The sequence below is a fragment of the Loigolactobacillus bifermentans DSM 20003 genome, from assembly GCF_001434575.1.
GTDB lineage: Bacteria > Bacillota > Bacilli > Lactobacillales > Lactobacillaceae > Loigolactobacillus > Loigolactobacillus bifermentans.
In genome coordinates this window covers 69,639-94,116 of sequence record NZ_AZDA01000121.1, presented here as the reverse complement: position 1 = coordinate 94,116, position 24,478 = coordinate 69,639, and the positions used below count along the sequence as shown (strand labels likewise).

21 protein-coding genes and 1 pseudogene are annotated in these 24,478 nt (G+C 44.3%); 9 read left to right on the top strand and 13 right to left on the bottom strand.

The annotated features are described in order from the left end of the window. Positions 1-290: 290 nt before the first annotated feature. Both FC07_RS16370 and FC07_RS16365 read left to right on the top strand, forming a co-directional pair. Positions 291-614: pseudogene (locus tag FC07_RS16370) on the top strand (EamA family transporter); the annotation flags it as partial. Beyond that, the gene (locus tag FC07_RS16365) at positions 606-1,103 is read left to right on the top strand and encodes an EamA family transporter (protein WP_338040317.1); all 498 of its coding nucleotides are present in this window, start codon (positions 606-608) and stop codon (positions 1,101-1,103) included. The pseudogene FC07_RS16370 and the gene FC07_RS16365, both read left to right, overlap by 9 nt. 44 nt (positions 1,104-1,147) lie before the next feature. Here the strand turns inward: FC07_RS16365 and FC07_RS13190 are convergent, their stop codons facing one another. Together FC07_RS13190 and FC07_RS13185 are read right to left on the bottom strand one after the other, a co-directional pair. Further along, on the bottom strand, positions 1,148-1,675 hold the full coding sequence (locus FC07_RS13190; RefSeq protein WP_057905557.1) for a DUF308 domain-containing protein: 528 nt from the start codon (positions 1,673-1,675) through the stop codon (positions 1,148-1,150). A gap of 91 nt (positions 1,676-1,766) precedes the next feature. Continuing rightward, complete coding sequence (locus FC07_RS13185; RefSeq protein WP_057905556.1) at positions 1,767-2,066, bottom strand: cupin domain-containing protein; 300 nt, start codon at positions 2,064-2,066, stop codon at positions 1,767-1,769. A gap of 325 nt (positions 2,067-2,391) precedes the next feature. Here FC07_RS13185 and asnB point away from each other — a divergent pair, with 325 nt between their 5' ends. Together asnB and FC07_RS13175 are read left to right on the top strand one after the other, a co-directional pair. Continuing rightward, positions 2,392-4,284: an asparagine synthase (glutamine-hydrolyzing) gene (asnB, locus tag FC07_RS13180; RefSeq protein ID WP_057905555.1), complete on the top strand. Its 1,893-nt coding sequence runs from the start codon at positions 2,392-2,394 to the stop codon at positions 4,282-4,284. 232 nt (positions 4,285-4,516) lie between these two features. Beyond that, positions 4,517-6,013, top strand: coding sequence for a helix-turn-helix domain-containing protein (locus FC07_RS13175; RefSeq protein WP_057905554.1), 1,497 nt, complete (start codon positions 4,517-4,519; stop codon positions 6,011-6,013). Between the two features lie 46 nt (positions 6,014-6,059). Here FC07_RS13175 and FC07_RS13170 read toward each other — a convergent pair whose 3' ends face one another. From FC07_RS13170 to FC07_RS13150, 5 genes are all read right to left on the bottom strand, one after another. Next, positions 6,060-7,097: a hypothetical protein gene (locus tag FC07_RS13170; RefSeq protein WP_057905553.1), complete on the bottom strand. Its 1,038-nt coding sequence runs from the start codon at positions 7,095-7,097 to the stop codon at positions 6,060-6,062. After that, positions 7,090-7,977 (bottom strand): hypothetical protein, encoded by an 888-nt coding sequence (locus FC07_RS13165; protein WP_057905552.1) that lies wholly within the window; start codon positions 7,975-7,977, stop codon positions 7,090-7,092. Before FC07_RS13165 ends, FC07_RS13170 begins: the two co-directional genes overlap by 8 nt. 114 nt (positions 7,978-8,091) lie before the next feature. Further along, the gene (locus FC07_RS13160) at positions 8,092-9,531 is read right to left on the bottom strand and encodes an oligosaccharide flippase family protein (RefSeq protein WP_057905551.1); all 1,440 of its coding nucleotides are present in this window, start codon (positions 9,529-9,531) and stop codon (positions 8,092-8,094) included. A gap of 144 nt (positions 9,532-9,675) precedes the next feature. After that, positions 9,676-10,551, bottom strand: coding sequence for a LicD family protein (locus FC07_RS13155; RefSeq protein WP_057905550.1), 876 nt, complete (start codon positions 10,549-10,551; stop codon positions 9,676-9,678). A gap of 173 nt (positions 10,552-10,724) precedes the next feature. Then, positions 10,725-12,101, bottom strand: coding sequence for an FAD-dependent oxidoreductase (locus FC07_RS13150; RefSeq protein WP_057905549.1), 1,377 nt, complete (start codon positions 12,099-12,101; stop codon positions 10,725-10,727). Between the two features lie 902 nt (positions 12,102-13,003). Between FC07_RS13150 and nhaC the strand changes: the two genes are divergently transcribed. From nhaC to FC07_RS13125, 4 genes are all read left to right on the top strand, one after another. After that, complete coding sequence (nhaC, locus tag FC07_RS13145) at positions 13,004-14,416, top strand: Na+/H+ antiporter NhaC (RefSeq protein WP_057905548.1); 1,413 nt, start codon at positions 13,004-13,006, stop codon at positions 14,414-14,416. Positions 14,417-14,448: 32 nt separating this feature from the next. Continuing rightward, positions 14,449-15,003, top strand: coding sequence for an NUDIX hydrolase (locus FC07_RS13140; RefSeq protein ID WP_057905561.1), 555 nt, complete (start codon positions 14,449-14,451; stop codon positions 15,001-15,003). A 284-nt stretch (positions 15,004-15,287) separates the two neighbouring features. After that, entirely contained in the window at positions 15,288-15,821 is a 534-nt protein-coding gene (locus FC07_RS13135) for a sugar O-acetyltransferase (protein ID WP_083483330.1), read from the top strand. A 181-nt stretch (positions 15,822-16,002) separates the two neighbouring features. After that, on the top strand, positions 16,003-17,634 hold the full coding sequence (locus FC07_RS13125) for a BCCT family transporter (RefSeq protein WP_057905545.1): 1,632 nt from the start codon (positions 16,003-16,005) through the stop codon (positions 17,632-17,634). Between the two features lie 64 nt (positions 17,635-17,698). Here FC07_RS13125 and FC07_RS13120 read toward each other — a convergent pair whose 3' ends face one another. Then, positions 17,699-18,019 (bottom strand): branched-chain amino acid transporter permease, encoded by a 321-nt coding sequence (locus FC07_RS13120; RefSeq protein WP_057905544.1) that lies wholly within the window; start codon positions 18,017-18,019, stop codon positions 17,699-17,701. Further along, the gene (locus FC07_RS13115) at positions 18,016-18,699 is read right to left on the bottom strand and encodes an AzlC family ABC transporter permease (RefSeq protein WP_057905543.1); all 684 of its coding nucleotides are present in this window, start codon (positions 18,697-18,699) and stop codon (positions 18,016-18,018) included. Before FC07_RS13115 ends, FC07_RS13120 begins: the two co-directional genes overlap by 4 nt. 140 nt (positions 18,700-18,839) lie before the next feature. Between FC07_RS13115 and FC07_RS13110 the strand changes: the two genes are divergently transcribed. Then, positions 18,840-20,246 carry an aminotransferase-like domain-containing protein gene (locus FC07_RS13110; protein ID WP_057905542.1) on the top strand — a complete coding sequence of 469 codons (1,407 nt, stop codon included), beginning with the start codon at positions 18,840-18,842 and terminating at the stop codon, positions 20,244-20,246. Between the two features lie 54 nt (positions 20,247-20,300). On the opposite strand, the gene FC07_RS13105 is transcribed toward FC07_RS13110, so the two are convergent. From FC07_RS13105 to glpK, 4 genes are all read right to left on the bottom strand, one after another. Next, positions 20,301-20,888, bottom strand: a complete 588-nt coding sequence (locus FC07_RS13105; protein WP_057905541.1) for a TVP38/TMEM64 family protein — start codon at positions 20,886-20,888, stop codon at positions 20,301-20,303. A gap of 66 nt (positions 20,889-20,954) precedes the next feature. Continuing rightward, entirely contained in the window at positions 20,955-21,623 is a 669-nt protein-coding gene (locus tag FC07_RS13100; RefSeq protein WP_057905540.1) for a phosphatase PAP2 family protein, read from the bottom strand. Positions 21,624-21,872: 249 nt separating this feature from the next. Beyond that, the gene (locus FC07_RS13095) at positions 21,873-22,679 is read right to left on the bottom strand and encodes a DNA/RNA non-specific endonuclease (RefSeq protein ID WP_057905539.1); all 807 of its coding nucleotides are present in this window, start codon (positions 22,677-22,679) and stop codon (positions 21,873-21,875) included. 76 nt (positions 22,680-22,755) lie between these two features. Then, on the bottom strand, positions 22,756-24,258 hold the full coding sequence (glpK, locus tag FC07_RS13090) for a glycerol kinase GlpK (protein ID WP_057905538.1): 1,503 nt from the start codon (positions 24,256-24,258) through the stop codon (positions 22,756-22,758). Positions 24,259-24,478: the final 220 nt, after the last annotated feature.

Genomic DNA, 24,478 nt, shown 5'->3' with positions numbered 1-24,478 from the left:
AGCCATGATTGCTTAATTCAAAATCTAAATTGTCTAACTTTTCTATTGCACTTCAAAATGAACAGTCATTTTTGTTTGGTTCGAATGTTACTTTATGGTGCAGCGGTTTTGCGTTAGACTAAATCAGATGCTTAAACTAGGAAACAACAAGTAAATTAAAGGATACAAGGGGTTACAGCATGACAACACAACCAACACGAACTTGGCTAGGTGTTTTATTAGCCAGCATTGCAGCAACGGCTTGAGGCCTTTCTGGGGTTGCTGCCAGTACACTATTTAAATATTACCCGCAGTTTGACCCATTGTGGTTGACCCAAATTCGCATGATCAGTGCCGGGGCAATCATGCTGGTGCTCAGTGGCTTACGCAAACAAAAACCATTTGCCATTTGGCACCAGCGTCACAGTGCCTTACAAGTGATTGCTTATGGGCTCTTTGGCCTGATCCCGGTTCAGTTTTTTTATTTTTTAGCCGTTCAGGCAGGTAATGCGTCGATTGCCACCATTTTACAATATCTGTGTCCCTTTGTGATTGTGTTGTATAATGTGGTGCGGTTGCGGCAATTGCCGCAACGTTCGGAAGTCATCGGCATTATTGTGGCATTTATGGGGACCTTCTTATTGGTGACCAATGGTCATTTTGGCGCGATTGCGGTTTCGCCCTTGGTATTGTTCTGGGGGCTACTATCCGCGGTTGGCGCGGCGACGATTGCCCTGATTCCGCGGGACATTATGCCTGAATTTGGGCCGTTAAATACCACTGGTTGGGGCTTGCTGGTAGCTGGCCTTGCCATGAACACTTATCATTCGGCTTGGTTACGTCCGCGACACATGCCTTGGCAAGCCTTGTTACTGATTGGTGCCATTATTTTAGTCGGCACAGTGTTTGCCTTGGTGTTGTTTAACATGAGTTTTCAATACATTAAGCCTACCACGGCCAGTTTGCTGGATGCGTTTGAGCCCTTGTCAGCCACCGTCTTTTCAATTTTACTGCTAAGAGTGCCGTTGACCCGCTATGACCTGTTCGGTGGGGCGTTGATTATTTTAGCCGTGGCCTTGTTAACGGTGGATGTGAGTCATTACTTACGCCGATTGTGGCATTAAAAAGAGCTTCTTCAACACAGCAACGTGTATGAAGAAGCTCTTTTTTAACGCTGTAAATACCCTTCCCAAACATCCCGACCAGCAATAACGATCATGGCTACACCGCACAGGCGTAAGCCAATGAGCACGCTATGGAATGGGTTTAACAATAGGAATAAGCCCAGGACCATAATCAAAATGCTGTAAACGTATTGTGGCGCGTGACTTTTGTTGACGAATTCCCGTGGGCGCCGAGCGTTCATAAAGGCACCGACCCCAGTGACTAAAATGAGCAAGCCGAGGACAATTGGAATCATACTGAGCAAGGCGGGGGTAAACACTAACACCAACAGTGCTAAAACCAGTAAGATCCAACCTAAGGTCATCTGCGGATCACGACCAACGGTATTGCGCCGGCGCTGCCAGGCCAGCGTCAGGTTCCGCAAGCTTAGGAACAGCAGGTAAGCCGCGATCACGTAGGTGATAAACTGTAAAATCGTATGCGGCCAGAGCAGTAAAGCCAATCCAATCACGAAGGTGAGTAAGATTTGGGTTAAACTGCGACTTTGTAGATTTTTAAAAAAGGTTGACATGGTGAGACACCTCTTTGCATTTCAAGTTTAAACTTAGCTTACCAGCTTGCGGTTTTCCTGGAATCCGTCGGAAGTTGGAAATTTTACCGGACTAGCGCAGGATATCTAAGACGACCATGATCTCGCAGTCGGTGATGGCAGTCATGCTATGCGGTTCGCCTTTTTCCATGACCACGGCACGGCCAGGGTAGATCTCTTCACTATGCCCTTCGGTGTTAAATTGAACGCGGCCTTTAATGGGAATGATCACGCCATGGGCTGGAGCTGGGTGTAATTTACCTTCGCCAGTTTGGAAGCCTGCTGGCAGTGTGCGATGGCCGATGCGTTGGCCCTTTTCGCTATATAAATGTTCATGCACCATTTCACCGGTTGAACCTGTTAAAAATTCCATGAAAAACCTCCTCATTTTAATGTAGCCGTTGTTAAAGCGGATTCATTAAAATGTTGCATTCTTATGGCAATGCGAACCAGAATTTGCGGTACTACTGTTATTTAACCCAGCTTCAGGCAGAATGTCAATGCTGAGTGTCTTTTAGACCTTAACTGACCTTAATTTTCTGTAAAGCGGTCAGTTAAGAATTGCGGATTTAGCGGGTTTTCTGTATGATAGGAAAGGATAAAAATTACTTTGTGGTACAATAGCAAAATAAATCAAGTCAATTTAGGATGTGCAGACAATATGTGCACCGTTTCGATTTAGATGGAGGACAGAAAATATGTGTGGAATTACTGGTTTTGTTGGCGGCGGTTTAGATGTAGCGGCTAAACAAACAATTCTCGACAAACAAGTTGAAGTCATTAAACACCGTGGCCCGGATGACAAAGGTACTTATGTAGATGATGATGTGGCATTGGGCTTTCGACGGTTATCCATCATTGACTTAACCAATGGAAAACAACCGATTTATAATGCGGATAATACGAAATTAATTGTGTTTAACGGTGAAATTTATAACTACCAAGAAATTCGGCGTGAATTAGAAGCTTTAGGTTATGTGTTCAAAACCGACACAGACACTGAAAACTTATTGCACGGGTATGAAGCTTGGGGCGCCGACGTTTTGAAAAAGGTTCGCGGCATGTTTACCTTCTTTATTTGGGATACCGTGAAACGGGAATTATTCGGCGCGCGGGACTTTTTCGGCATTAAGCCATTGTATTACACCACTTTGCCAGATGGTACTTTCATGTTTGGCTCTGAATTGAAAACTTTCATGAAGCATCCCGCCTTTAAAAAGCAATTGAATAAGGATGCCTTAAAGCCTTACTTAATGAACCAATACAATGATTTACCTGAAACATTTTTCAAAGGCGTTTTCAAATTTCCTGAAGGCCATTATTTCTTATGGAAAGATGGTCAAGTGGACATTAAGCAATATTGGGATGCCACTTATCAGCAAAACAACTTAAGCTTTGAAGACACCGTTGAAGCCATTAACAAGTCTGTTGAAGAGTCTGTTAAATTGCATCACATTGCGGATGTTCCGGTTGGCAGTTTCTTGTCAGAAGGGGTCGACAGTAGTTATGTGACCAGTGTTCTGAAACCCCAAAAGGTTTTCAGTGTCGGCTTTGATGAAGCTTATAACGAAGCAGGCCGGGCGAAAGAATTAGCTGATCAATTAGGGCTAGAATTCAAGCAAACGACAGTCACTGGTGATGAAGCCTTTGAAACGTTCCCACGGATGCAATATCACATGGATGAACCCGATGGCAATCCCAGTTTGATTCCGTTGTGGTTCTTGTCTAAGTTGGCTCGGAAAGACGTTACCGTCGTCTTATCAGGTGAAGGTGCCGATGAAATGTTTGCCGGTTATGTGAACTACGGCATGCACACCCACAATGAAGTGATCAAAGTGTTTGCTGGCGGTTTGAAAAAGTTACCCCGCCAAACCCGTTATCGCTTAGCCCGGAAAGTTCGGCATATGAAAGACTTTCACGGGAAAGTGCATTTGTACGCTACTTTGGCAGATCCTAGCGAGTACTATGTTGGCGAATCGTTGATCTATAACTTTGAACAACCAACGATCTTCACGGCGCAGCAAGCCAATGCCTTGGTTACAACGGCTTATCAAAATGATTTAGACGTGATCGGCAACTATAAGCAAGACTTTAAGAAGGTTGCCAACGCTGATGAAGTGAAGCAAATGCAGTACATCGATCTCCATCACTTTATGGCCCATGATATTTTGCAAAAGGCAGATAAGATCTCCATGGCCCATAGCTTGGAATTGCGGGTACCGTTTTTAGATGTGAAAGTTGCGGAATTAGCCAACAGTATTCCATCAAAGTACTTGTTAAACAACAAGGACACCAAGTATGCTTTCCGGAAGGCCTCTGAAAAGCACTTGCCAAAGAGCTGGGCTGACCGGCCAAAGCTTGGTTTCCCAGTGCCAATCAAGCAATGGTTAGCGGAAGACAAGTATTATCAAATGGTACGTGAGACCTTTGCGGCAGATTTTGTCACAGAGTTCTTCGACCAACAACAAATTTTAGACTTGTTAGATCAAACCCATGCCGGCACCAAAGATGGTCGGCGTCAAATTTGGGTCATCTACACCTTTTTGATCTGGTATCAAGATTACTTTATCAATTTAGATCAATTTCAATAAAAGCGTTGATTTTTAAAACGAGCGTCAGTCGTGTTATAACGGCTGACTGCTCGTTTTTAATTGGTTTTGTTTTCAATCGAAAAACCTGTTAAACTGAAAATAAAATGATTTAAAAAGGATGAGGCCTTGCGTCTGTACTTGGTGCACCAGACAAGGCTTATTGGACAAAGAACTGTCACAACGGCTCGGTCCTGTTGCAACATCATTTTAGGATATGTGGGGCGTATAGGGGATGCCATTTGAAGAAATTTTAATGGAAAAGGCGAGTATTCAAAAGTTCGATATGTTTCGCCATTTGAAAAGTTGGAATTCAAAAAGTTTTACCATCAATGATCTGAGTCGGGCGTTACACTTGACCTACCAGCAAACGTACAATATTTTCCAGGAGCTATTGCGGGATATGGCTGAATTAGATCCAGAAAGCAACGTGAAACGTGGCCGGCATGACGTGTTAGAACGCCAAGGCTTTCGAATTTCCATTGATCACTATCGGGTTTATTTATTACAACAGTCGATTGCGTTTCAATTTTTAGATTACTTGTTACAACAGCCACATCCGACGATTACCCAGTTTTGTGATGATTACTTTGTCAGTCGGTCGACTTTACTGCGTAAAACCACGGCCTTGAAGAAGTTCGTGGGACAGTTTGGGTTGAAGTTTTCCTATTCTCGGTTGGACCTGACGGGTAGCGAACGGAATATTCGGTTGGTGTTATTTTACTTTTACTGGTTAATTTTTCACGGGTTATCCTGGCCGTTTAAAAATGTAGCCCATCAGGATATGATCGATTTTCAGGAATTTGTTAATCAGCCCACCCTTGAAGGGGAAGTGGCCCAAGCCCAAGAAGTACTAATGCTGGGAATTTGTGTGCAACGGATTCAAACCGGGCATTTGATTGAGTCGCATGATGATTTTCAGATCCAAAAAGTTGCGGATGCTAAACCGATTCAGCAGGCGTTGGCGAAGCTGGTGCAAACACCGCTGACGCCAGACCGTTTGGCTGAAGAATGCCACTTTATTTATTTTGTGCGTGCCACCCGGCTGTCCTTTGCGCTACAACAAACTCAACAATCCGAAACTGTGTATCATTATTTTGAAGCACGACAAGATCCGATTTGGCATTTTATGGACTATACGATGACTTATTTTGCACAACGGTTACCCGATGATGTCCGAGCTGAGTTTTTGGCAGATGCCCCATTGAAAACAAATTTGTTACGTTTGGCGGCGCGCATTGTTGTGATCCAGCAAGCTAGTCCGGACTTAGTTGATTTTACAGCACCATTGATCAAGCCGGAACCTAAGCGCCTTGGTCAGTTAATCGATGACTTTTTAAATCAGCTCCACCAAATGGAAGATTGGCCGCTGATCACGCAACAGGAACGGTTTCTCAAACGCTTTTTACTGTATTTCATGTTACCTTATGCGCGGTACTTTAGAACAAGTGACTTGGTTCGCATTCGCCTGTTAGTGGAAGACGGCTTGGCGACTCGAGAGTTACGGCTCTTTTTAGGGACCTTGAACCTGGTGGACTTATTGCCAATTAATCAAACAGAGTTGCCGGCGGACTTAGTGATCACCACATTTGATACCCAGGCCACCATGTGTTTTAAAACAGCACCAGAAGCAGCACGCAATTTCTACTGGCCACTAAATGCCAACGATGGCCAGTATTTCGCATTACGCCAGTGTATTCGCCAGATTTACACAGCTAAAAATCAAGCTTAATGTCTAAAAAAACGATTGACCCTGACGGCCAATCGTTTTTTTTGCGCTATTTAATGGTTTGTTCCAACCATTTAATTAAGAATGGATAAGTCCGGTCCAGTTCATAAATATGTGTTTCAGAATCTGGATAGCTTAAGGTCAAGGTGAGATCATTGGCGTTGACTTGCAAGCCTAATTGTTGATCTTCTGTTAGTACAAGCTGATACTGGCCTAATTTATCACCAGTCCGCATGAGAATACCTTCATTAGAGGCAGTGACAAACAAGTCTTCTAAGCAAGGCAAGGCGTCGATGTTCACTGCAGTGGCCGTTAAGGTCAGCTGATGGTTTAAGAGATCTGGCAAGTCTTTTGCAGAAGCGCGCCAAGTTAATTCACCAGCAGGGGTAACCGTGACGTGGCCTAAATCGGTAATGTCGTTATCTTCATCATCAGTGACTTCGAAATGTTGTAGCGCATAAGGCGCCAGCTCTAAATCAAAACGCGCTGGTTCGTGTACGTTATCTGAAACCAAGATTTCTTTGGTAAAAGTCTTTGGTTCAGGAAATGTCACTAAGAAGGATAGGTCGTCTACAGGTTGTAAAATGGTTTCTTGCGGTGTTTGGAAAGTCAAGCCGGCTTTGTACAGCAATTTGATCATGGTGATCAGTGGCGTTAAGGCTTCTGCACCTAAGAAATAATCAGTTAGATCTTGATTCAAAGTCGGTAAATGCTTGGCTTGTAAGTAGGCTGTTTTGGTCAACGCATCATTGATTGTCAATAACACCCGGTTGGTTTGACCATCGGTACTGGCGTAGTTAATGCTGATCTCGTTAACCGCGGTAACGCTGATCCAAATGTGTTGGAACAAGTCCGTTTTCTCAATGGTCGTTTCGGCTTCAAAGGCTTCCCAGATCTTATCCGCTAAGATCCGCGTGTAGCTGGCTTCTAATTCATTAAAAGCTGCTTCATTTTCCAGCCATTGTTGCTGATCAAGACTGTACTGCCGTTGCCGTTGGTACAGTTGGCGTAACGTCTGGCGTAGTTTGCCAATGTTAGCAGGAGCCGCGATCACGTCACGTAATTCAGGTTGTTTGAAATTAAGCATCTTGATCAGCTCCTTTTTCGCTTAGTGCGGCTAAATAGCTTTCGCTAATGTGTGCCAAGGCGTTTTCGAATTGTTCAATGGAGCTGTAATGGTTCATGATGGCTTGATATTCATAACGAATAACAGCAACTTCTACTTCGATCTGCCGTTTTTGATCGTCAAATTCGACTTCCGCGTCACTTTTAGCCGTCCGTAAACGGTTCTTCAAATCCATGATCTGAGTGGTGTTAACGGGCTTGCTAGGGGCCGGTGTAACAGGGGCCACTGGTTCCGGTTGTTCTTCAGGTTCGTCCCCAAAGCCAAACAGGCTCTTAAGCCGTCCGGTTCCGTTTTGAGGTTGTGGGCGTTCACGGCTGATTCGGCTATGGACTTCTGTTTGTGCCGTTTCAGCGGCAGTTTGTGCCCGTTCCAAATCATGTTCTAAGTCTTTTACGTCCGTGAATAATTCGTCGTGTAAGCGTTGCAAGCGATCCTCAAGGTAAGTTTCGCTATCAGACGCATATCGTTCAAGTTCTGGTAAAATTTGTTGCTGATTTGGTGTGTTTTGAATCATTTGCCGATTCCAAACATCCAACCGTCCAAATTGACGCCGATGGTACCAATCACCAAACATGATCACACCGCGGGCATCAATTTCAAAGAAAGGAATATCTTGACGCAACCAGTGCGTCAGGCCCTTTTGTAAGTAAGCCTCTAATTCGTTTTGCGCCTCTTTGTCGTAGGCTAAAATGTACGCTGGCACTTCAGAAACTTCTAAACGTAAGGATTTTGCAGTTGTATCAATCATTTGATAAAGGTCTAAGTCAGAACGTTTTTGCCAGGCTTGCGCAAAATCGGTAAAAAATTGCTTTTGATAATCTAAACATTTCTTAATATTCATAAATGCAGCACCTCTTTTTGCGTTGAATCTAAAATCGCTTTACTCTCATTTTACAGCTTTTGACAAGGGAATGAAAAGCCTTAAACACAGGTTTTAAAATAAATTTGAAACCTGTTAAGCCTGATGTTTAAAAAGCCGGTGCTTCATTTCAGATAAACCAGCTAATAAAATATCAGTGCGTAATAACCACAACCCTAAACCGTAAAGGAGTGCGCCAAAGCCGATCTCTAATAGGAAGGCCCAGAAGCGTAATGGCAATAAATGCGCAACCGCAACGACACACAGGGCCATGATGGCACCGGATAACATAAATTTCCAAAAGTCATGAAACATTTGGCGCAGATCCAGTTGCTGCCGTACCACAATGATTTGATAACCCGTGACAAAAATTTCTGTGAGGACAGTGGCGATTGCTGCGCCATTGGTCCCAAAATGCTTGATACAGAAATAATTGGCAATGATATTGATCACCGCACCGCAAACGATGGACAACGTATAGTCGCGCATCCGATTAACCGGCAGTAAATACTGTTTGCCTAGAGTATTGTTCCAAGCAATCAGTAAAATGATCGGTGTTTGGATCATCAGTAATGTGGCGGTTGGACTAAAGCGGGGCGTTAAAAACCAAATGGTAAATTGTGGGGCAATGGCCGCTAAGCCAAACATCAACGGTACCGCTAAAGCTGTGATAAATTGGAACGAACGGTATAAGCTTTTATGAACGGCCTTGATCTGATTGTTCGCAAATAAATTCGCAATATGTGGCAATAGGACAGCACTTAAAGAAGTGACTACCACCATAGCGGTGTTGATGAAACGATCAGAATAGTCCATATAACCGGCCGCTTTAACTGAGACCATGGTTTTCAGCATGGTTTTGTTGACCATAATGTATAACTGCATGGAAATGGTGGGAATAAATAAAATAAAGGCTGGCCCTAAATGCCGCCAGAACCGGAGCTCTTTTAACGGCACACGGCGCACTAACTTAGGTAAGTACGGCCACAGTGATAAGTTACCAAGCAGTGAACCACCAGAAAGAATTAAAATATAAAGCCATAAATCGGCAGCACGGTGAACCAATAAGAAAATTAAAATAATCGATAAAATACGCACCATGGCATCACGCAAAACCGTCTTCTTAAAATCTTCCAATCCCATAAAATACCAAGAAATATCAAAGACACCTGCTAGCAGCCCAATCGCCTGCATGAGAAAGAATAATTGATAATGGGGCACGATTTTAAGGAAAAATAGCAGGAAACCCAGTAGTGCAATGGTGACAGTACCTGCTTGTAACAAAGTGATCTCCCAAAAAATCCGCGAGCGTTCTTGTAAATTATCGCGGTGAAAGGCGATTTCACGATTGCCGTATAGCGCAATGCCTAACGAGCCGATCAAAGCAAAGTAGGATTCCACTGAATTTGTATAAGCGTTGATCCCAGCGCCAACTGGGCCGATCACGCGTGCAATATAAGGCACCGTGATCAGCGGTGCCAATAATACCAATAATTGGTAGGAAACGTTGTAGAGATAGTTGCGAATAACTTTCATGACTTAAACCTCGTTTAGCGCACAGAATAATAAAGGGAGAAACAAAAAGAGGATGCGACAAAAGTCACATCCTCAATATTATAAGCGAAAATGAATGAAATGTAATCATTTCTCTTCAGATCACGTCAACGGAAAGGCGCACCATTAATTGCTGCGAACGGAAACCGTGGTTTGCTTTTGCGCTTCAACGGTTTGTGCTTCCGTTAAATGACGTTGCTTTTTTGTCGTCCGAAAGCGAAAGGCTTTCACATGATCTGGATGCTGTTTGGATTTAGGCGGTGTTTGGCTAATATCGCCGTACATCCGCTTCAAAATCGCATGATGGTGTTTGGGAATCCGCAAATCAGCATCATTAAACGGCACTTTGGTGGTCTGATGCACTTCGCTGATGCGCACCCATTCATGGCCCCAATCAAACCAAGAGGCATAGCTCATCACGATCCGTGCATCGGTTTCGTTGCGGCGCGTCATTAAGTGGAGGCGAAATGCTTTAAGCTGTTGCAAAGACAAGCGATGGAACATCATCCGAAAAGGTAAATACAATAACTGACCGAAAATCGAATGTTTGGCAATATGATAACGCTCGCGAACCAGCTGATCGACAATATGGAAGCTGAATTTATCCCAGTTTTGAATGAGTGTATTATCAGCAACGCGATCGAACGGCATAATATCGATAAACGCGGTATTCGTTGAAAAAGGAAAGTTCTCCTTGATCTCCGTTTGACGATCAATAAACTTACTCCAAGTTACCCCATAGTCCGCATCTGTCAGGTCAGTGACCAGCGCATAGCGATCGTGTTGATCATACTTTTCTTGAACGGCTTGGACAAAACGCTCATAGTCTGGTCGCAACATCCCCACATCAACATCATCGTCCCAAGGAATCATGCCTTGGGATTTAACGGCACCAATCAAAGAGCCACCGGATAACCAATAGTTGATGTGTTCTGTTTCACAGATTTGCGCGATTTGTTGGAGTAAATTTAATTCGCAATTTTGTAGTAAATTTAAATCCACACGAATCCCTCAATTCCCCTTACACTATAGGCTCTTTAACTGACTAGACAAAAAAACCATAAAAGTGTTCATTTTGAAATCAGTTTAGCATTAATATCAGGGTTTGTATAGCGAATTGAAAGAAATAATCAGCAATTTAGAACTTAAAATTTTCGTGCTAACATGAATAAATTTTAGTCCTTGATTTGTTGCTGACCGGCTTCTTGACGTAAAGCCGCTTGTGCAGCCACGTTCATAATGTTCCAAGGCCGATCAAAACCAGGTTGGAAGAAGAAGTCCGTGTAAGCTAAGTCAGCTAACTTTAAGCCAGCTTGAATGGCCAACGAGATCGTGTTGATATTAGCTGTCACATCAGCCTTCGACATGATTTGGGCCCCTAAGATCCGTTGGGTTGCAGGATCATAAGTTAACTTGAACCAAACCTTGGTGTTGCCAGCAGTCTCTGGCACAAAAGCAGGGCGGAAGGTATCCGTTACTAAGACCGACTTAGTGGTGACGCCGTAAGCACCGGCTGTACCTTCTTTAATGCCAGTTGACGCAAAGTGGTAATCGAAAACAGATAAGGCTGATGAACCGGATACAGCAGGCATCGCTTGCGGTGTCCCTAATAAGTTCTTCCCAGCAATGCGGCCTTGGCGACGGGCATTTGTCGCTAAGGCGATCCGTGCTGAACCAGCAGTTGGTGCAAAAGGTACAAGGGTAGCGTCCCCAACGGCATAAATATCGGCTTGGCTCGTTTGTTGATACTGGTCGACTTTGATCAAGCCCTTTTCGTCTAAATCAACTGTGTCCTTTAACCAAGCTGTGTTTGGCCGAATGCCAGCAGCTTCAACCACTAAGTCAGCTGGATAAGTGGCTTGGTCGGTGACAACTGCAGTGACCTTGCCATTTTCGCCAGTAAATGACTTGATTGCTTGACCAGTTGCAGGGTAAATGCCCTTGGCCTTCATTTCATCAGTTAAAACGTCGGTGAACTCAGTGTCTAAGTAAAGACTTAATAAGCGCGGCAACATGTCAATAATCGTCACCTTTTTGCCAGCTTTGGCGAAAACTTCGGCGGCTTCAATGCCGATGTATCCAGAGCCAATAACGACGACGTTCTTCAAATCGGGATCAACGGTTTTAGCCTTCAATTGAACGGCCCAGTCACGACCACGCATGGCGTAAATGTTGTCCAAGTCTTTCCCAGGAACAGGCAAGGCGAATGGCACAGCACCAGGACTTAAAACCAACTTATCATAATGTTCATCGCGTTCAGTGCCATCATTATGGTTCAAAATATGAACCTGATGTTGGGCTGGGTCAACGGCACTGACTTCTTCGCGGGTATAAACGTTAACGCCTTGTGCACGCATGCCAGCAGGTGTGGCGTAAGCAACGTTGTTCACGTCTTTGACAACACCTTCTAAGTAAAGCTGCATGCCACAAGATAGGAAGGAAAGAAAGTCACCTTTTTCATACCATTGGATCTCAGTATCAGGCTGATCTGCTAAAACTTCACGTACTGCTTCATAACCACCATGAGATGAACCGACTACAATAACTTTCATAAGTAAAAACCTCCTAAGTAATTTAAGGACTACTTTGCTACCGCAAAGTCCTATTTCGGAGGATGTCCATTCTCTCGGGCGAACCCCGCCACGATAGAAATATGGCACCTCCTAAAGTAATTTAAGGACTAGTTTGCAAATAACAAAGTAGTGCTTGGCTTAAATACGACTCCATTATAGCAATCTATTCATAGATGTAAATTAATAACAGCTGTGAATCATTATTACCTATACTTAAAAGCAAGATGAAACAGGCATTTATCAATTATTGCTAAATGAGAATGAATCTAAGTAGCTGTCATTAATATAGCATAAAATTAAATTGTGTACAATGATTATTTTAGACGATTGCGAGTGAATGGACGTTGACGCCTTGTCAGTTTACGTTAGCGATTGGAAACGTTTGTAATCAACTAGCAGCATTTAAATCAAGATTTATCCGAGCACGCTGACCGTACCTCGTTACCAACCCAATCAACGATTTGAAAGCGCTGTTCGAAAACAAGCTTGACAGAAAAAACGGGACGTGCTAATCTGGTGCCAAGATATGAGAACGTGAAACACCACATTGAAGTAGCTGGTTAACTGGGTGTCAGGAAGTCGGTGGTTGCTGCGAACCGATCAGGTTAATTCAGATGAAATACGTTGGTGCAGTTTCTTTAATGAACGGAAAATAACTAGAGCCCGTTACCGTCTAGTGAGTGGTAGTCTTTTTGAGGCTACAATTTGGGTGGTACCGCGGTCAAGCGCCCCAATCGTTAGATTTAACGATTGGGGCGCTTTTTTTTGCGCTTCGATCAAGGAAGGGGCAAACAAGCATGTTAACACAATGTGGCGGATTGATTCGCTATTGGAGTTGTCGGTAAACGCAATCAACTGGCAAAGACAATGGAGGAACAACAATGAAAAAAATTTCAGCAGTAGAAGCAGTTTGTGTTTTATTAGTGGTTTTGGCCTTAATGGGCGTCGGTGTGATCGGGTTTGGCTTGTCACCACAAGTCCCAGTGATGTTGGCGATGGCCACCGTTATGTTGTGGGCACGCTGGCGGCATGTGGACTGGGCGCTCATTGATGGCGGTTTAAAAGAAGGCATTGAAAAAGGCATCATTCCGATTTTTATTTTCATTATGATCGGGGCCATGATCAGTACTTGGATCGCGGCTGGCACGATTCCAGCTTTAATGGTATTAGGGTTTCATATGATCAGTGTGCAGTGGTTCTTGCCTTCTGTATTCGTGGTTTGTACGTTGGTTGGGGCTGCTGTGGGGAGTACCTTTACTGTGGCGTCAACGGTGGGAATCGCCTTTTTCGGAATGGGCGTTACCATGGGGATGAATCCAGCAATGGTCGCTGGTGCAATCATTGCCGGCGGTGTGTTTGGTGACAAATTATCACCTTTATCTGAAACCAATAACTTAGCGTCAGCGGTGGTTGATGTGGACTTATTTGCGCATATTAAACATTTATTATGGTCAACGGCACCAGCAGGTGTGATCTCCGTGATCTTGTTTGCCATTTTAGGACACAGTCATGGTGGTGCAACACTAGGGAATATTGATAAAACAGTTGCTGTTTTGCAACAAAATTTCAGTATCACTTGGTGGGCCGCGATTCCAGTCATTTTGGTATTCGTTTGTGCCGGTTTTAAAATGCCAGCCGTTCCAACGATGTTGTTGAACGTTTTTATCACCAGTGCGTTGATTTTTGTTGAACAACCACGCATTGGATTGCAAAAATTAACCACGATCATTACCGATGGTTACGTGGCGCATACGGGCAGTCATACGGTGGATACCTTAATGTCTCGTGGTGGCATTGTCAGCATGATGCCAACTGTTGCGTTGATCGTATTAACCTTGTCATTAGGCGGTTTGTTAGTGAAATTAGGGTTGATCGAGGCCGTGATGACCCCGTTAGCCAAACGCTTAAACTCACCTGGTAAATTAGTGCTAGCCGGGATCTTAACTTGCTTAGGGGTTAACATCTTTGTTGGCGAACAATTCTTGTCCATTATTTTACCAGGTCGTGCTTTCAAGCGAGCCTTTAACCAAGGTGGTTTAGGCAACGACGCGTTAGGGCGTGTCTTAGAAGATGGCGGTACGGTGATCAACTACTTGGTCCCATGGGGTGTCGGCGGGGTGTTTTTAGCCAATACCTTAGGTGTGCCAACCATGCACTACTTACCGTTTGTTTTCTTCAGCTTGTTATGCCCAGTGATGTCATTGATCAGCGGCTTTACAGGCATCGGGCTACAGCGCCAAGAAAAAGCTGCGAAAAAACCGCATTTAACGGCTGTCCCAGAAGCCACTCATTAGGCGTATAATAGGCCTTAAAGGTGGCGATTGCCGTGTTAGAGCAGCTCGGAAAAAAAGGCGAGATCGTGTCTGAAAAGGCGATTTATCAAGGCCCAATTTTTAAATTAGTGCAACAGGAGATTCAAACACCGGATCAAATGACGGTGAAGCGTGACGTGGTTTTTCATAAACCGGCCGTTGCTGTATTGGCCCTGACCCCAGATCAAAAAGTGGTGGTCAACGTGGAATACCGAGCAGGTGTGAATCAGGAAAGCTTGGCGTTACCAGCAGGCTTACTAAATGAGGGTGAAACGCCGCTGATTGCCGCGAAACGGGAACTTCAGGAAGAAACGGGTTATGTGGCGCGGGACTTACAGATCATGACCACAGTGGCTTCTTCTGAAGGGTTTACGGATGAAAAAGTGACGTTGGTTTTGGCGCAAATCGAAACAGATCAAAAAGCAGCCAAGAACTTTGATCGTGATGAATTTGTGACCAGTGGATTAATGGCGTATCAAGACCTGCGCACGCGCATTCAAACTGGAACAGTGGCTTCTGCGCAAACTGTTTCGGCCGTGGGCTTTTATGAATTGTTCTGTCGGAAATAGACTTGCAGTGGCAAGCCTATTTTTTTACGGCGCGGCCATTTCAAAACTCATTTCAAAACTTAATAAAATCGCGCTAAGCTATGTTAAACGTGGATGACAGCGGTTAAACTGTCAGAACAACATTTACCATTTGTCGGGATAAGTGCTACCATGAATTTGTAAGACTATTCATGCAAATTAAGTCATGGCGGCTTTTTTAGCTTGAGAGCTTGCCGCTGACGCCAGATTTGCGAAGGTATCATCAAAATATTGAGGTGATGGAGATCCCAACAGAAAGAGAAAAAATGACCGCTGGCGAGGCCTACAATCAGTTTGATCCAGAACTGATCGCTCGTCGTGTGAAAATTCGCAAGGCGCTGCAAACCATTAATCAAACACCAGATAACGACACCAGAAACCACGCTATTCGCGCGTTACTCGCTGACAGTGGTCCTGATTTTTTCGTTGAAAGTGAGTTTAAGTTTGATTATGGCTTTAACATTCATATTGGTGACCACTTTTATGGTAACTATGACATTACGTTATTAGATACGTGTCCGATTACCATTGGTGACCACTGCTACTTTGGTCCTGGTATCGGATTGTACACCCCTGTTCATCCGATTACGGCTGCCGAACGTAACGCAGACGTTGAACTAGGTGCGCCAATTACCATTGGCAATAGCTGCTGGTTTGGTGGTCATGTCACCGTTTGCCCAGGTGTCACGCTAGGAAATCGGGTGGTGGTTGGTGCTGGCTCTGTGGTCACCAAGTCCTTTGGTGATGACGTGGTGATTGCCGGTAATCCAGCCCGTGTGATTCGGAAAATTCAGCAATAATAAGTTGTATCAAATTTAATTTTAAGAAAGGATGATTTTTTATGGCCGACAATCGGTTGGTTGCCATAACAGCCGATTTGTTTTATTACGACAGGAAGCTTTCAAGTTGATCGCAACGAGGTAATTAAACAGAAAGAAGGCAATACTATTAAAGTCGCTTTGAGATTTTAATAGGTCACTTATTTTAAAAAGCAAAAATATCGATCCCTTTATATTTATCCCCACTGCCGTTTTATTTGTCATTGCAGCCTTTGTTTTTATTTTAGGCGGCTCTGGCCTGCAAGCCGGTATCAACCAATTGTTGGCCTTTTTATCAGACCGCACCGGTTGGTTATACTTGGGTATTTACATCATTAACTTTATCTTCTTCATTTATTTAGCATTTAGTCATTTCGGTAAAATCAAACTCGGTGATACCAAAGACAAACCAGCTTTCTCCAACTTTCAATGGGGGAGTATGGTGTTTGCCACAGCCATTGATGCCAGTATTTTAATGTTGAGTATGACAGATCCATTGCGTTTCTTGATGCACCCAGCATTTAATATGAAGCCTTTCTCAGCACAGGCCTATGCCACCGCAAGTGTTTTCGGTCAATTTGACTGGGGGCCAATGGCATGGCTCATGTTTGCATCGGCGACCATTGCCATTGCGTACGCCATGTACGTTAAAAAGCGCCCAATCCAACGGTTAAGTTCTGCCATTACCGTTTTAGATGGCAAGCGCTGGTGGCAACGAGGACTGCGCTCTGCTGTCGACCTACTGGTTGTGATCGGCATTATGGGTGGGATCGGTTCTTCCGTTGGGATGGAAATCCCTGTTTTGGCGAAAGTCATCAGTGCCACCACCGGTATCCCAGATAATTTCTGGTTGACGTTAGGCTTATTCGCGATTTTGTTTGTGTTATTTGCCTTAACCGTATTTGCCGGGTTAAAAGGTGGTATCGACAAATTAAGTTCCGCGCATATTTGGACGGCCTTAGGCTTCTTGGCCTTTGTATTATTAGTTGGCCCAACCTTACACTTGGTTAGTGGTGAAATGCACAATCTGGTCTCATTAGGCCAACATTTTACCGCATTAAGCACGAATATCTTAGGCCAACACGCTGCCTTCCCACGTAGTGAAACGATTTTCTACTGGGGCTGGTGGTTATCCTACATGCCATTTACCGGCTTGTTCATTGCCCGTATTTCAAAAGGCCGTACTGTGCGTCAGGTGGTTTTAGGCATGATCGGCTACGGGGCATTAGGGTGCATGAGTTTCTACGCCATTTTAGGTGGCTATACCTTGTATTTACAACACGCTGGCATTGTCAATGTTGCTGCGATTTTACAAAGCCAAGGGCAAGCAGCTGCCATTGCGCGGATCATCCAAACCTTGCCATTTAAGGCATTGGTATTGGTATTTTATAGTGTTTCTTGCTTCATTTTCTTGGCCACAACGATTTCATCGTCAGCCTTTATCGTCTCCTCTTTCACCAGCAAAAAGTTAGTGGATGGGCAAGAACCAAGTCATACCAACCGGATGTTTTGGGTGTGTGTGTTCATGTTATTCTCCTTCGGGATCGTCATGGTTGGGGGCTTTAAGACCGTTCAAACGATCTGTGCCTTGGCCGGCTTCCCGTTGATTTTCGTCTGTGCACTGTTGCTGATCTCCATTGTCCAAATGGTGGTTACCGACAAGCGCATGGCCGAAGCACGCCAACACAGTTGGCATTATGAAGTAGAACGCCAAGCAGAACGTTCATTTGATTCTGTGCGGTTAGCACCACGTCGCAAGACCCTTAAACCAGGGCCGATGACTAAGGGTATTTAGAAATAATTAAAAAGTCATGGTTGTCCATTCATTAAAATGCGACGGTCATGACTTTTTTAGTAGGCTAAAACACGAGTAAGAGACTATAACAAATTGTACCAACGCAAATCGACAAGAACATGTTGCGGCGCCAAAGATGGCAACCGGCGGTGACGAGACCTGCCACAAGATTGTTGACCAAAGTACGGTCTAGTGTAAACAAGATGTCCTTATAGCAGTACACCACCAACATGCTCAGAATGGCAGGTGGTAGAAATTGGCCAATTTTTTGAATTAAAGGTGGAATCGGCTTTTGGCTGGGAAAGAATAAGAAGGCACCAAAACGAGTCAGCATAGTGGCACCTGCTGCAATCGCAATGGTCAGCACTTGTTCGGTTAACGTCATGCGTGCCACCGCCTGACTTGTTGTGTCCCAACATAGCCGATAACCAATGTGATCAGGCTAAGCGGAAGAAATAAAGTGGCACCAACTAAACGTAACCAGATCAATGGCACTACGAAGCCTAAGGCGGCACTAGCACGATTTGATTTTTTGAAGGTCTGTTCTAATGCTAAAACAATAAATAAAGCTGTCATAACAAAAGATAATCCAGGTAAATCCAGTTTTAACCAACTGCCGAATAAGCCACCGAACATGGCGCCTAACACCCAGTAACAGTAATTTAATGCTGTCACCCACAACATGAAGTTTTTTGCGTCAACTGTTTTAGGAACCGTTGTGGTGGCATTGATTGAAAATGACTCATCACACATGCCGAAAATCAGTAATGGTTGACGCCAACCAGTATGGCGATATTTGCCTAACATGGTTAACCCATAAAATAGATGCCGCGAGTTAATAATCAGCGTTAGGATCAGTACATTCCAAGGATCAAAGGCTTTGGTTAACAAGTTGGCAATTAAAAATTCGACTGAGCCGCCAAAAATTGTCATGGCCATCAGCGTTGGATAAAGAAAATTAAAGCCAGCTTGGTGCATGCTAATGCCGTAGCTGATCCCTAGAAAAATAAAACCAAACATAATTGGCACTGATTTTTTAAAAGCAAATTGAAAGGTTGTGGTCAAAGGTGCGTCCTCCGTTTGATAGATTACGAAGGTCTGCTAAAACCTTCCGTCATTAATTGTATTTTAAACCGTAAAAGCATACAATCAAGATGAAAAGTGTATGGATTACAATAAAATCACTGTGAAAGGCGGTGACAGTTGTGGCACTTGATTTAACCAACTTATATCCGTTGACTTGGAAGCCGGATTGGTCTGCTTTAAAACGCCCGATTTACCAAAGTTTAGTCCAGCAATTGTCGCAAGCGATTGCCAGTGGTGAATTATTACCCGGCACCCAATTACCGCCGCAACGGGAGTTGGCCAATTTTTTAGGGATCAACTTTACCACGGTTACCCGGGCCTATCGGCTAAGTCAACAGCAAGGGCTGACCTACGCGGTGATTGGTCAAGGAACGTTTGTGGCGCAAACAGCCCAGCAAACCGTGACGATTTCACGCCACAATAGTCAAATTGAGGCAGAATTAGGTTTTAACGCGTCATTTGAATCGGAAAATCAACGGCTACAGCCGGTGATGAAGCAAGTGGTGAGCCGGCAAACGGCCACTCGATTATTGAATTACGATGCGCCAACGGGTTCCTTGCATCAAAAGGTGGTTGCCCAGGCATACTTGAAGCAAATTGGCATCACTGTCCCCACGCAACAGCTTTTTATCGCATCAGGGGGCTTGAATGCACTGACGATTGTTTTATTAGCTTTGTTCAGACCAGGCGATAAAATTGCGGTGGATCAATTTACTTTTGCGAACTTTATTGAATTAGCACGCATGCGAGGGATTAAATTAGTGGCAGTTCGTGGTGATGCCGGCGGGATGCAGCCTGCTGTTTTAGACAAGCTGTGTCGTGAGCAGCGAATCAAAGGCATTTATCTCATGCCAGATTTAAGCAATCCCACCACGGTTACCTTAACGTTACATCGGCGTCAGGCGTTGGCCGAAGTGATCAAGCGCCATCAGTTACGCTTAATTGAAGATGATTATTTAAGCTTTTTAAATCGTTTTCGTCAACCAGCATTGCCACGGTTAAGCACCTTATTACCGAAACAAAGTGTGTATATTTGTAGTTTGTCGAAACCAATCGTTTCTGGTTTACGTGTGTGTTATCTTGTGAGTACGCTGGCGGATCAGCCGGCCTTACGGCAAGCCATGTTTAATGTTAATGTGAAAACATCGGCGCTAGATGTTGAAATTATTACTACAGCTTTTCAAACTGGTGTGGCAGAACGAATCATGCAAGCTAAGTATCAGCGCGCGACACGAGCAAATCAAATTTTTGAAACGATTTTTCCGTCCCAAACGCCAAGTCATGATCGTCAGCAGGCTTTTTTTCGAAGGTTGCCGATTCAGACTACTTTGACAGGTCAGGAAGTTGAAGCACGATGCCAAGCTGCAGGCATTCATGTTTTTCATTCAGATCGGTTTTTAGTAGGCCCAAATACGCCGCAGCCTTTTTTGCGGATCTCATTGGCATCAATGCCTAATGCACAGGCGTTAGTTAAAGCATTAACGCATTTGAAGCAGGTGTTAGTTGCCCAAGATTTATTGCTGTAACCTAAAAAAAGGCCGTTGTGTTTCGTTTGTGCGAAATACAACGGCCTTTTTGAATTAAAGATGTTGTAGCGTCACTTGAAGTAAAGTGCTCATGCCTAGACTATAAGCAAGAATGGTCCAAGGTTTGCATAAAATAATAATCGCGCTGAATTTTTTTAACGACATTTTGGTAAGGCCGGCAAGCATACATAAAATATCATCTGGCGCCACTGGTAGTAAAATCGCTAGGGCGAAGAAGCGGTCAAATTTCTTGCCGCCGTTTAAGTAGTGCTGGTATTTGTTAAAGGTTTTTTCAGGGACAAAACCGCGAAGAAAGCGAGGCCCAAAATGTCGAACCAATAGAAAAGCGGCAACGGAGCCTAAGCTAATGCCGACATAATTGTAAAGGAAACCTAATTTAGCACCAAAAATCGTTACCGCAGCAATCGTAGTTAACCCGCCGGGAATAATGGGAAAAATCACTTGAACCACTTGCAACAAAATAAACAGCATGGGCCCTAAAAGACCAGCTTGCCGAATGAAGGCCTGCAATTGGGCCACTGAAGAAAGCAAGCCTAAATGATAGCTTAAAATGCCAGCACCAATAACGGTCAGTAGTGCGATAAGCTGCAGCCATTGATGTTTCTTCGTTGAAACCACCATATTTTGTACCTCCTTTAACGGTTATTGAAAAACCACTTTAAAGTAGCCATTACGTTTAATCAACGATTATTTCGGATTTACTTCAAGCTGATATTTTTTCGGAAGCATTCGCTTGATCCAGAGTTGTAGTGTGGCGCGATAGGCGTTTAGAACCAACCAATAGCCACTTGCCAACAAAACGCTGGCGAAAACATCGGTGACATAATGGTCTCTAAAATAAACTCGTGAACTGGCAACAAAAGCAAGCCAAGCAAGGCCAAGTAAAACGGCAACCAATTGACTTTCTTGATTTTGCAGGTAAGGCCAACACAGCATGAGTAGGCTAAAAATTAAAATAGCGGTACAAAAGGTGTGACCGCTGGGAAAGCTAAAGCCAGTGTCTGCGATTAATTGTTGCGTTGGTCGCGGCCGGGCAACTAGTTGTTTGATGATTTCTGCAATCGCAGCGCCTGAAAATTGAATACCAGCGATCCAAATGCTGGTCACATAGGCCTTACGGTACCAAAGATAGCCACAAAGCACTAACGTCAAACCGATGGCTGTTGCAGGACTGCCGAGAAAAGCCACGCCTGTTAAAAGCGTGGTGTTCAGCGGGCTAATCGTTTGGCTGGCGACTTGGCGAGTGGCGCTGTCCAAACTGGTGACCCAGTCGGCCTTTAATACAACGCTCATCGCTAAAATGGCAAATGCTGCCAGCAAACCAAGACCAAGGTGACGCTTTGTAGTGATTGTCAAAACAAATCCAGTCCTTTCAATACTTTTTTAAGTAGCTTTATCTTATTGGATCACGACTACGCTAGCTAGTTCAGTAAAATGAATGAAAACTGAAAATTTGTCATTTTTCAACGGTAACCCATGCGATGACTGGTTTTGTAATGTACCACATACTAAAAAATAAGTGATTATTTTAGAAAAACTTTGGGTCTTTAAGGAAACTTAAGCAACTTAAAAAGCACCACTTCCCGCAACGGAAGTGGTGCTTTGCTAGGATTCTGGCACTCGCATGGCGCTAGTTTGACTGCGGCCAGTGGCGTAGTCAAAGGTAAATCTAGGTTGCACGTTGAAAATATAAACGTTGAAGTCCAGTGTTTGATCAGTGCTGATGGCTTGTAAATGGACTCCACGTGGCATTAATTCGTTATCGCGGAAAATGGCCTGTGCTTGGTAAATGACTTTTTTGTTAGCGCGTAATGCCTGACGAACTTGCGTTTCGTACTTGGTTTGCAGGCGCTGATTGCTAAAAGCCGTTTGAGTGAAAAAGTTTTTCAAGTTGTTCTGATCACCACTTTGTTGGTTAGGGTCATAAGTACCACTTAAACTGATCCCTTTGGACAATGAATAGGCGACTAAATGACCACGGTTAATAATGGCCGTGCGACCATCAAATTTTTGGTGCCAGCCAGTGGGTTCTACGGTTTGTCTGGCTCGTAGCGAATCATTTGCCACATTGCGGGCTTCTAAATAGGCCGTATTGGGTTGACTCGTCCGATTAAACTTATCTAGGTTGGCGTAACGGACTTGATTAGTCTGCCAACTTTTCGGGTCTAATTGTGCCCGATTATGATTTACTTGCACCACCGGTGGCTGGCCGGATTGATAATTGAGATTGGCTAAGGCTACGGCATCGCTGGCCTGAGTTTGCTGGTTAGTGATTTTTGGCGCTTGGGCAAAGGGCAGTAACTGCTGGAGCTTCTGCGTTAGTTGATCGGTTTGTTGCGGCTGGAGTCCGAAGAAACCAACTAACAGCACCAGCGCCACTGCACCCAGTTTCGATTTAAAACGACGTTTCACAATAATGAACCTACTTTACAAAAAATATTGAACGTACGTTCTATTCTAACAAAGCGTGTTTAAAATCGCAATCTGACTAGCCTTCTGGTTTAAAGACTTGGGTGGCTTTAACGGCCATTTGCCAACCACGATATAATTTTTGGCGTTCATCCGCGGCCATTTGTGGTTGGAATAATTTCCCGGTGGTATAAACTTCTTTCAGTTCATCTAAGTTTTCCCAATAATGAATGGCCAAGCCAGCTAAGAAAGCCGCCCCTAACGCGGTGGTTTCCAGGTCAGCTGCACGTTGAATCGGTGTGTTTAAAATATCAGCTTGGAACTGCATTAAATAATCGTTGCGCGCTGCACCCCCATCGACTTTCAAGGTTGGAATTTCAATACCAGCATCGAGCTTCATGGTATCCACCACGTCACGTGATTGATAGGCCAAAGATTGTAAGGTGGCTTTAATGAAGTCAGCGCGGGTGGTGCCGCGGGTAATCCCAAAAACGGAACCGCGGGCAGCAGAATCCCAATAAGGAGCGCCTAAACCTGTGAAAGCAGGCACCACGTACACTTCGTTGTTGTTTTTCGAACTTAAGGCTAGCTTTTCAGATTCTGGGGCTGTTTCAACCAGCTGCATGCCGTCACGGAGCCATTGGATCGCAGAACCAGCCACGAAAATACTACCTTCTAAAGCGTAGTTGACCTTGCCATTAATGCCGTAGCCAATGGTGGTTAACAGTTTATGGTCAGAAATTTGCGGTTTCTCACCGGTATTCATCACAATGAAGGCCCCGGTGCCATAGGTGTTTTTGACCATCCCCGGTTCAAAGGCTGTTTGACCGATCAAGGCGGCCTGTTGGTCCCCAGCCATGCCGGCGATTGGCACACGACTGCCGTAGAAATGGTAGTCTTGCGTTAAGCCGTAAATTTCGGAGTTGCTACGGACTTCTGGTAACATTTTTTCGGGAATGTTTAAAATGTTGAGAATTTCAGGGTCCCATTTGAGATCATGGATGTTAAACAGCATGGTGCGTGAAGCGTTAGAATAGTCGGTGACATGGGCTTCTCCGCCAGTTAGCTTCCAAACCAGCCACGAATCAATGGTGCCAAATAACAATTCCCCACGTTCAGCGCGTTCCTGCGCACCTGGCACATGATCCAGGATCCAACGAATTTTAGTCGCTGAAAAATAAGCATCGATCAATAAGCCGGTTTTTTGATGGATCATATCGCCATAACCTTGGGCTTCTAAGGCTTCGGCAATGTCGACGGTTTGCCGGGACTGCCAAACAATGGCGTTATAGATCGGTAGGCCAGTTTGCTTATCCCAAATAATCGTGGTTTCCCGTTGATTGGTGATGCCGATACCAGCGATTTGTTTCGGTTTAATGCCGGAGTCGATAAACGCATTGGCAATGGTCGACAATACGGCATTCCAAATTTCATTCGCGTTGTGTTCGACCCAACCTGGTTTTGGAAAATACTGCGGGAATTCCCGTTGTGAATCGGCCACCTTATGACCAGCATGGTCAAAAATAATGGCCCGTGTGCTAGTCGTACCTTCGTCAATGGCCAAGATATATTGTTCTGTCAATTTAAAAACCCCTTTACGTTTAGAAATGATATTTTATGGGGGGTTCTTTAATGACCAGAATCCGCCACAAAGTTTTGAAAGGTGTGCAACACCCTTGATTTGATCCGCTCAGATATTTTACTTTAAGTAGTATAGCATATTTCATGATAGCGTTTTTATAAGCTTTAAATAAATCCACCAAGCAAGCCATTTAGCGGTAAAATAGAAGAGAAGTCTGAAT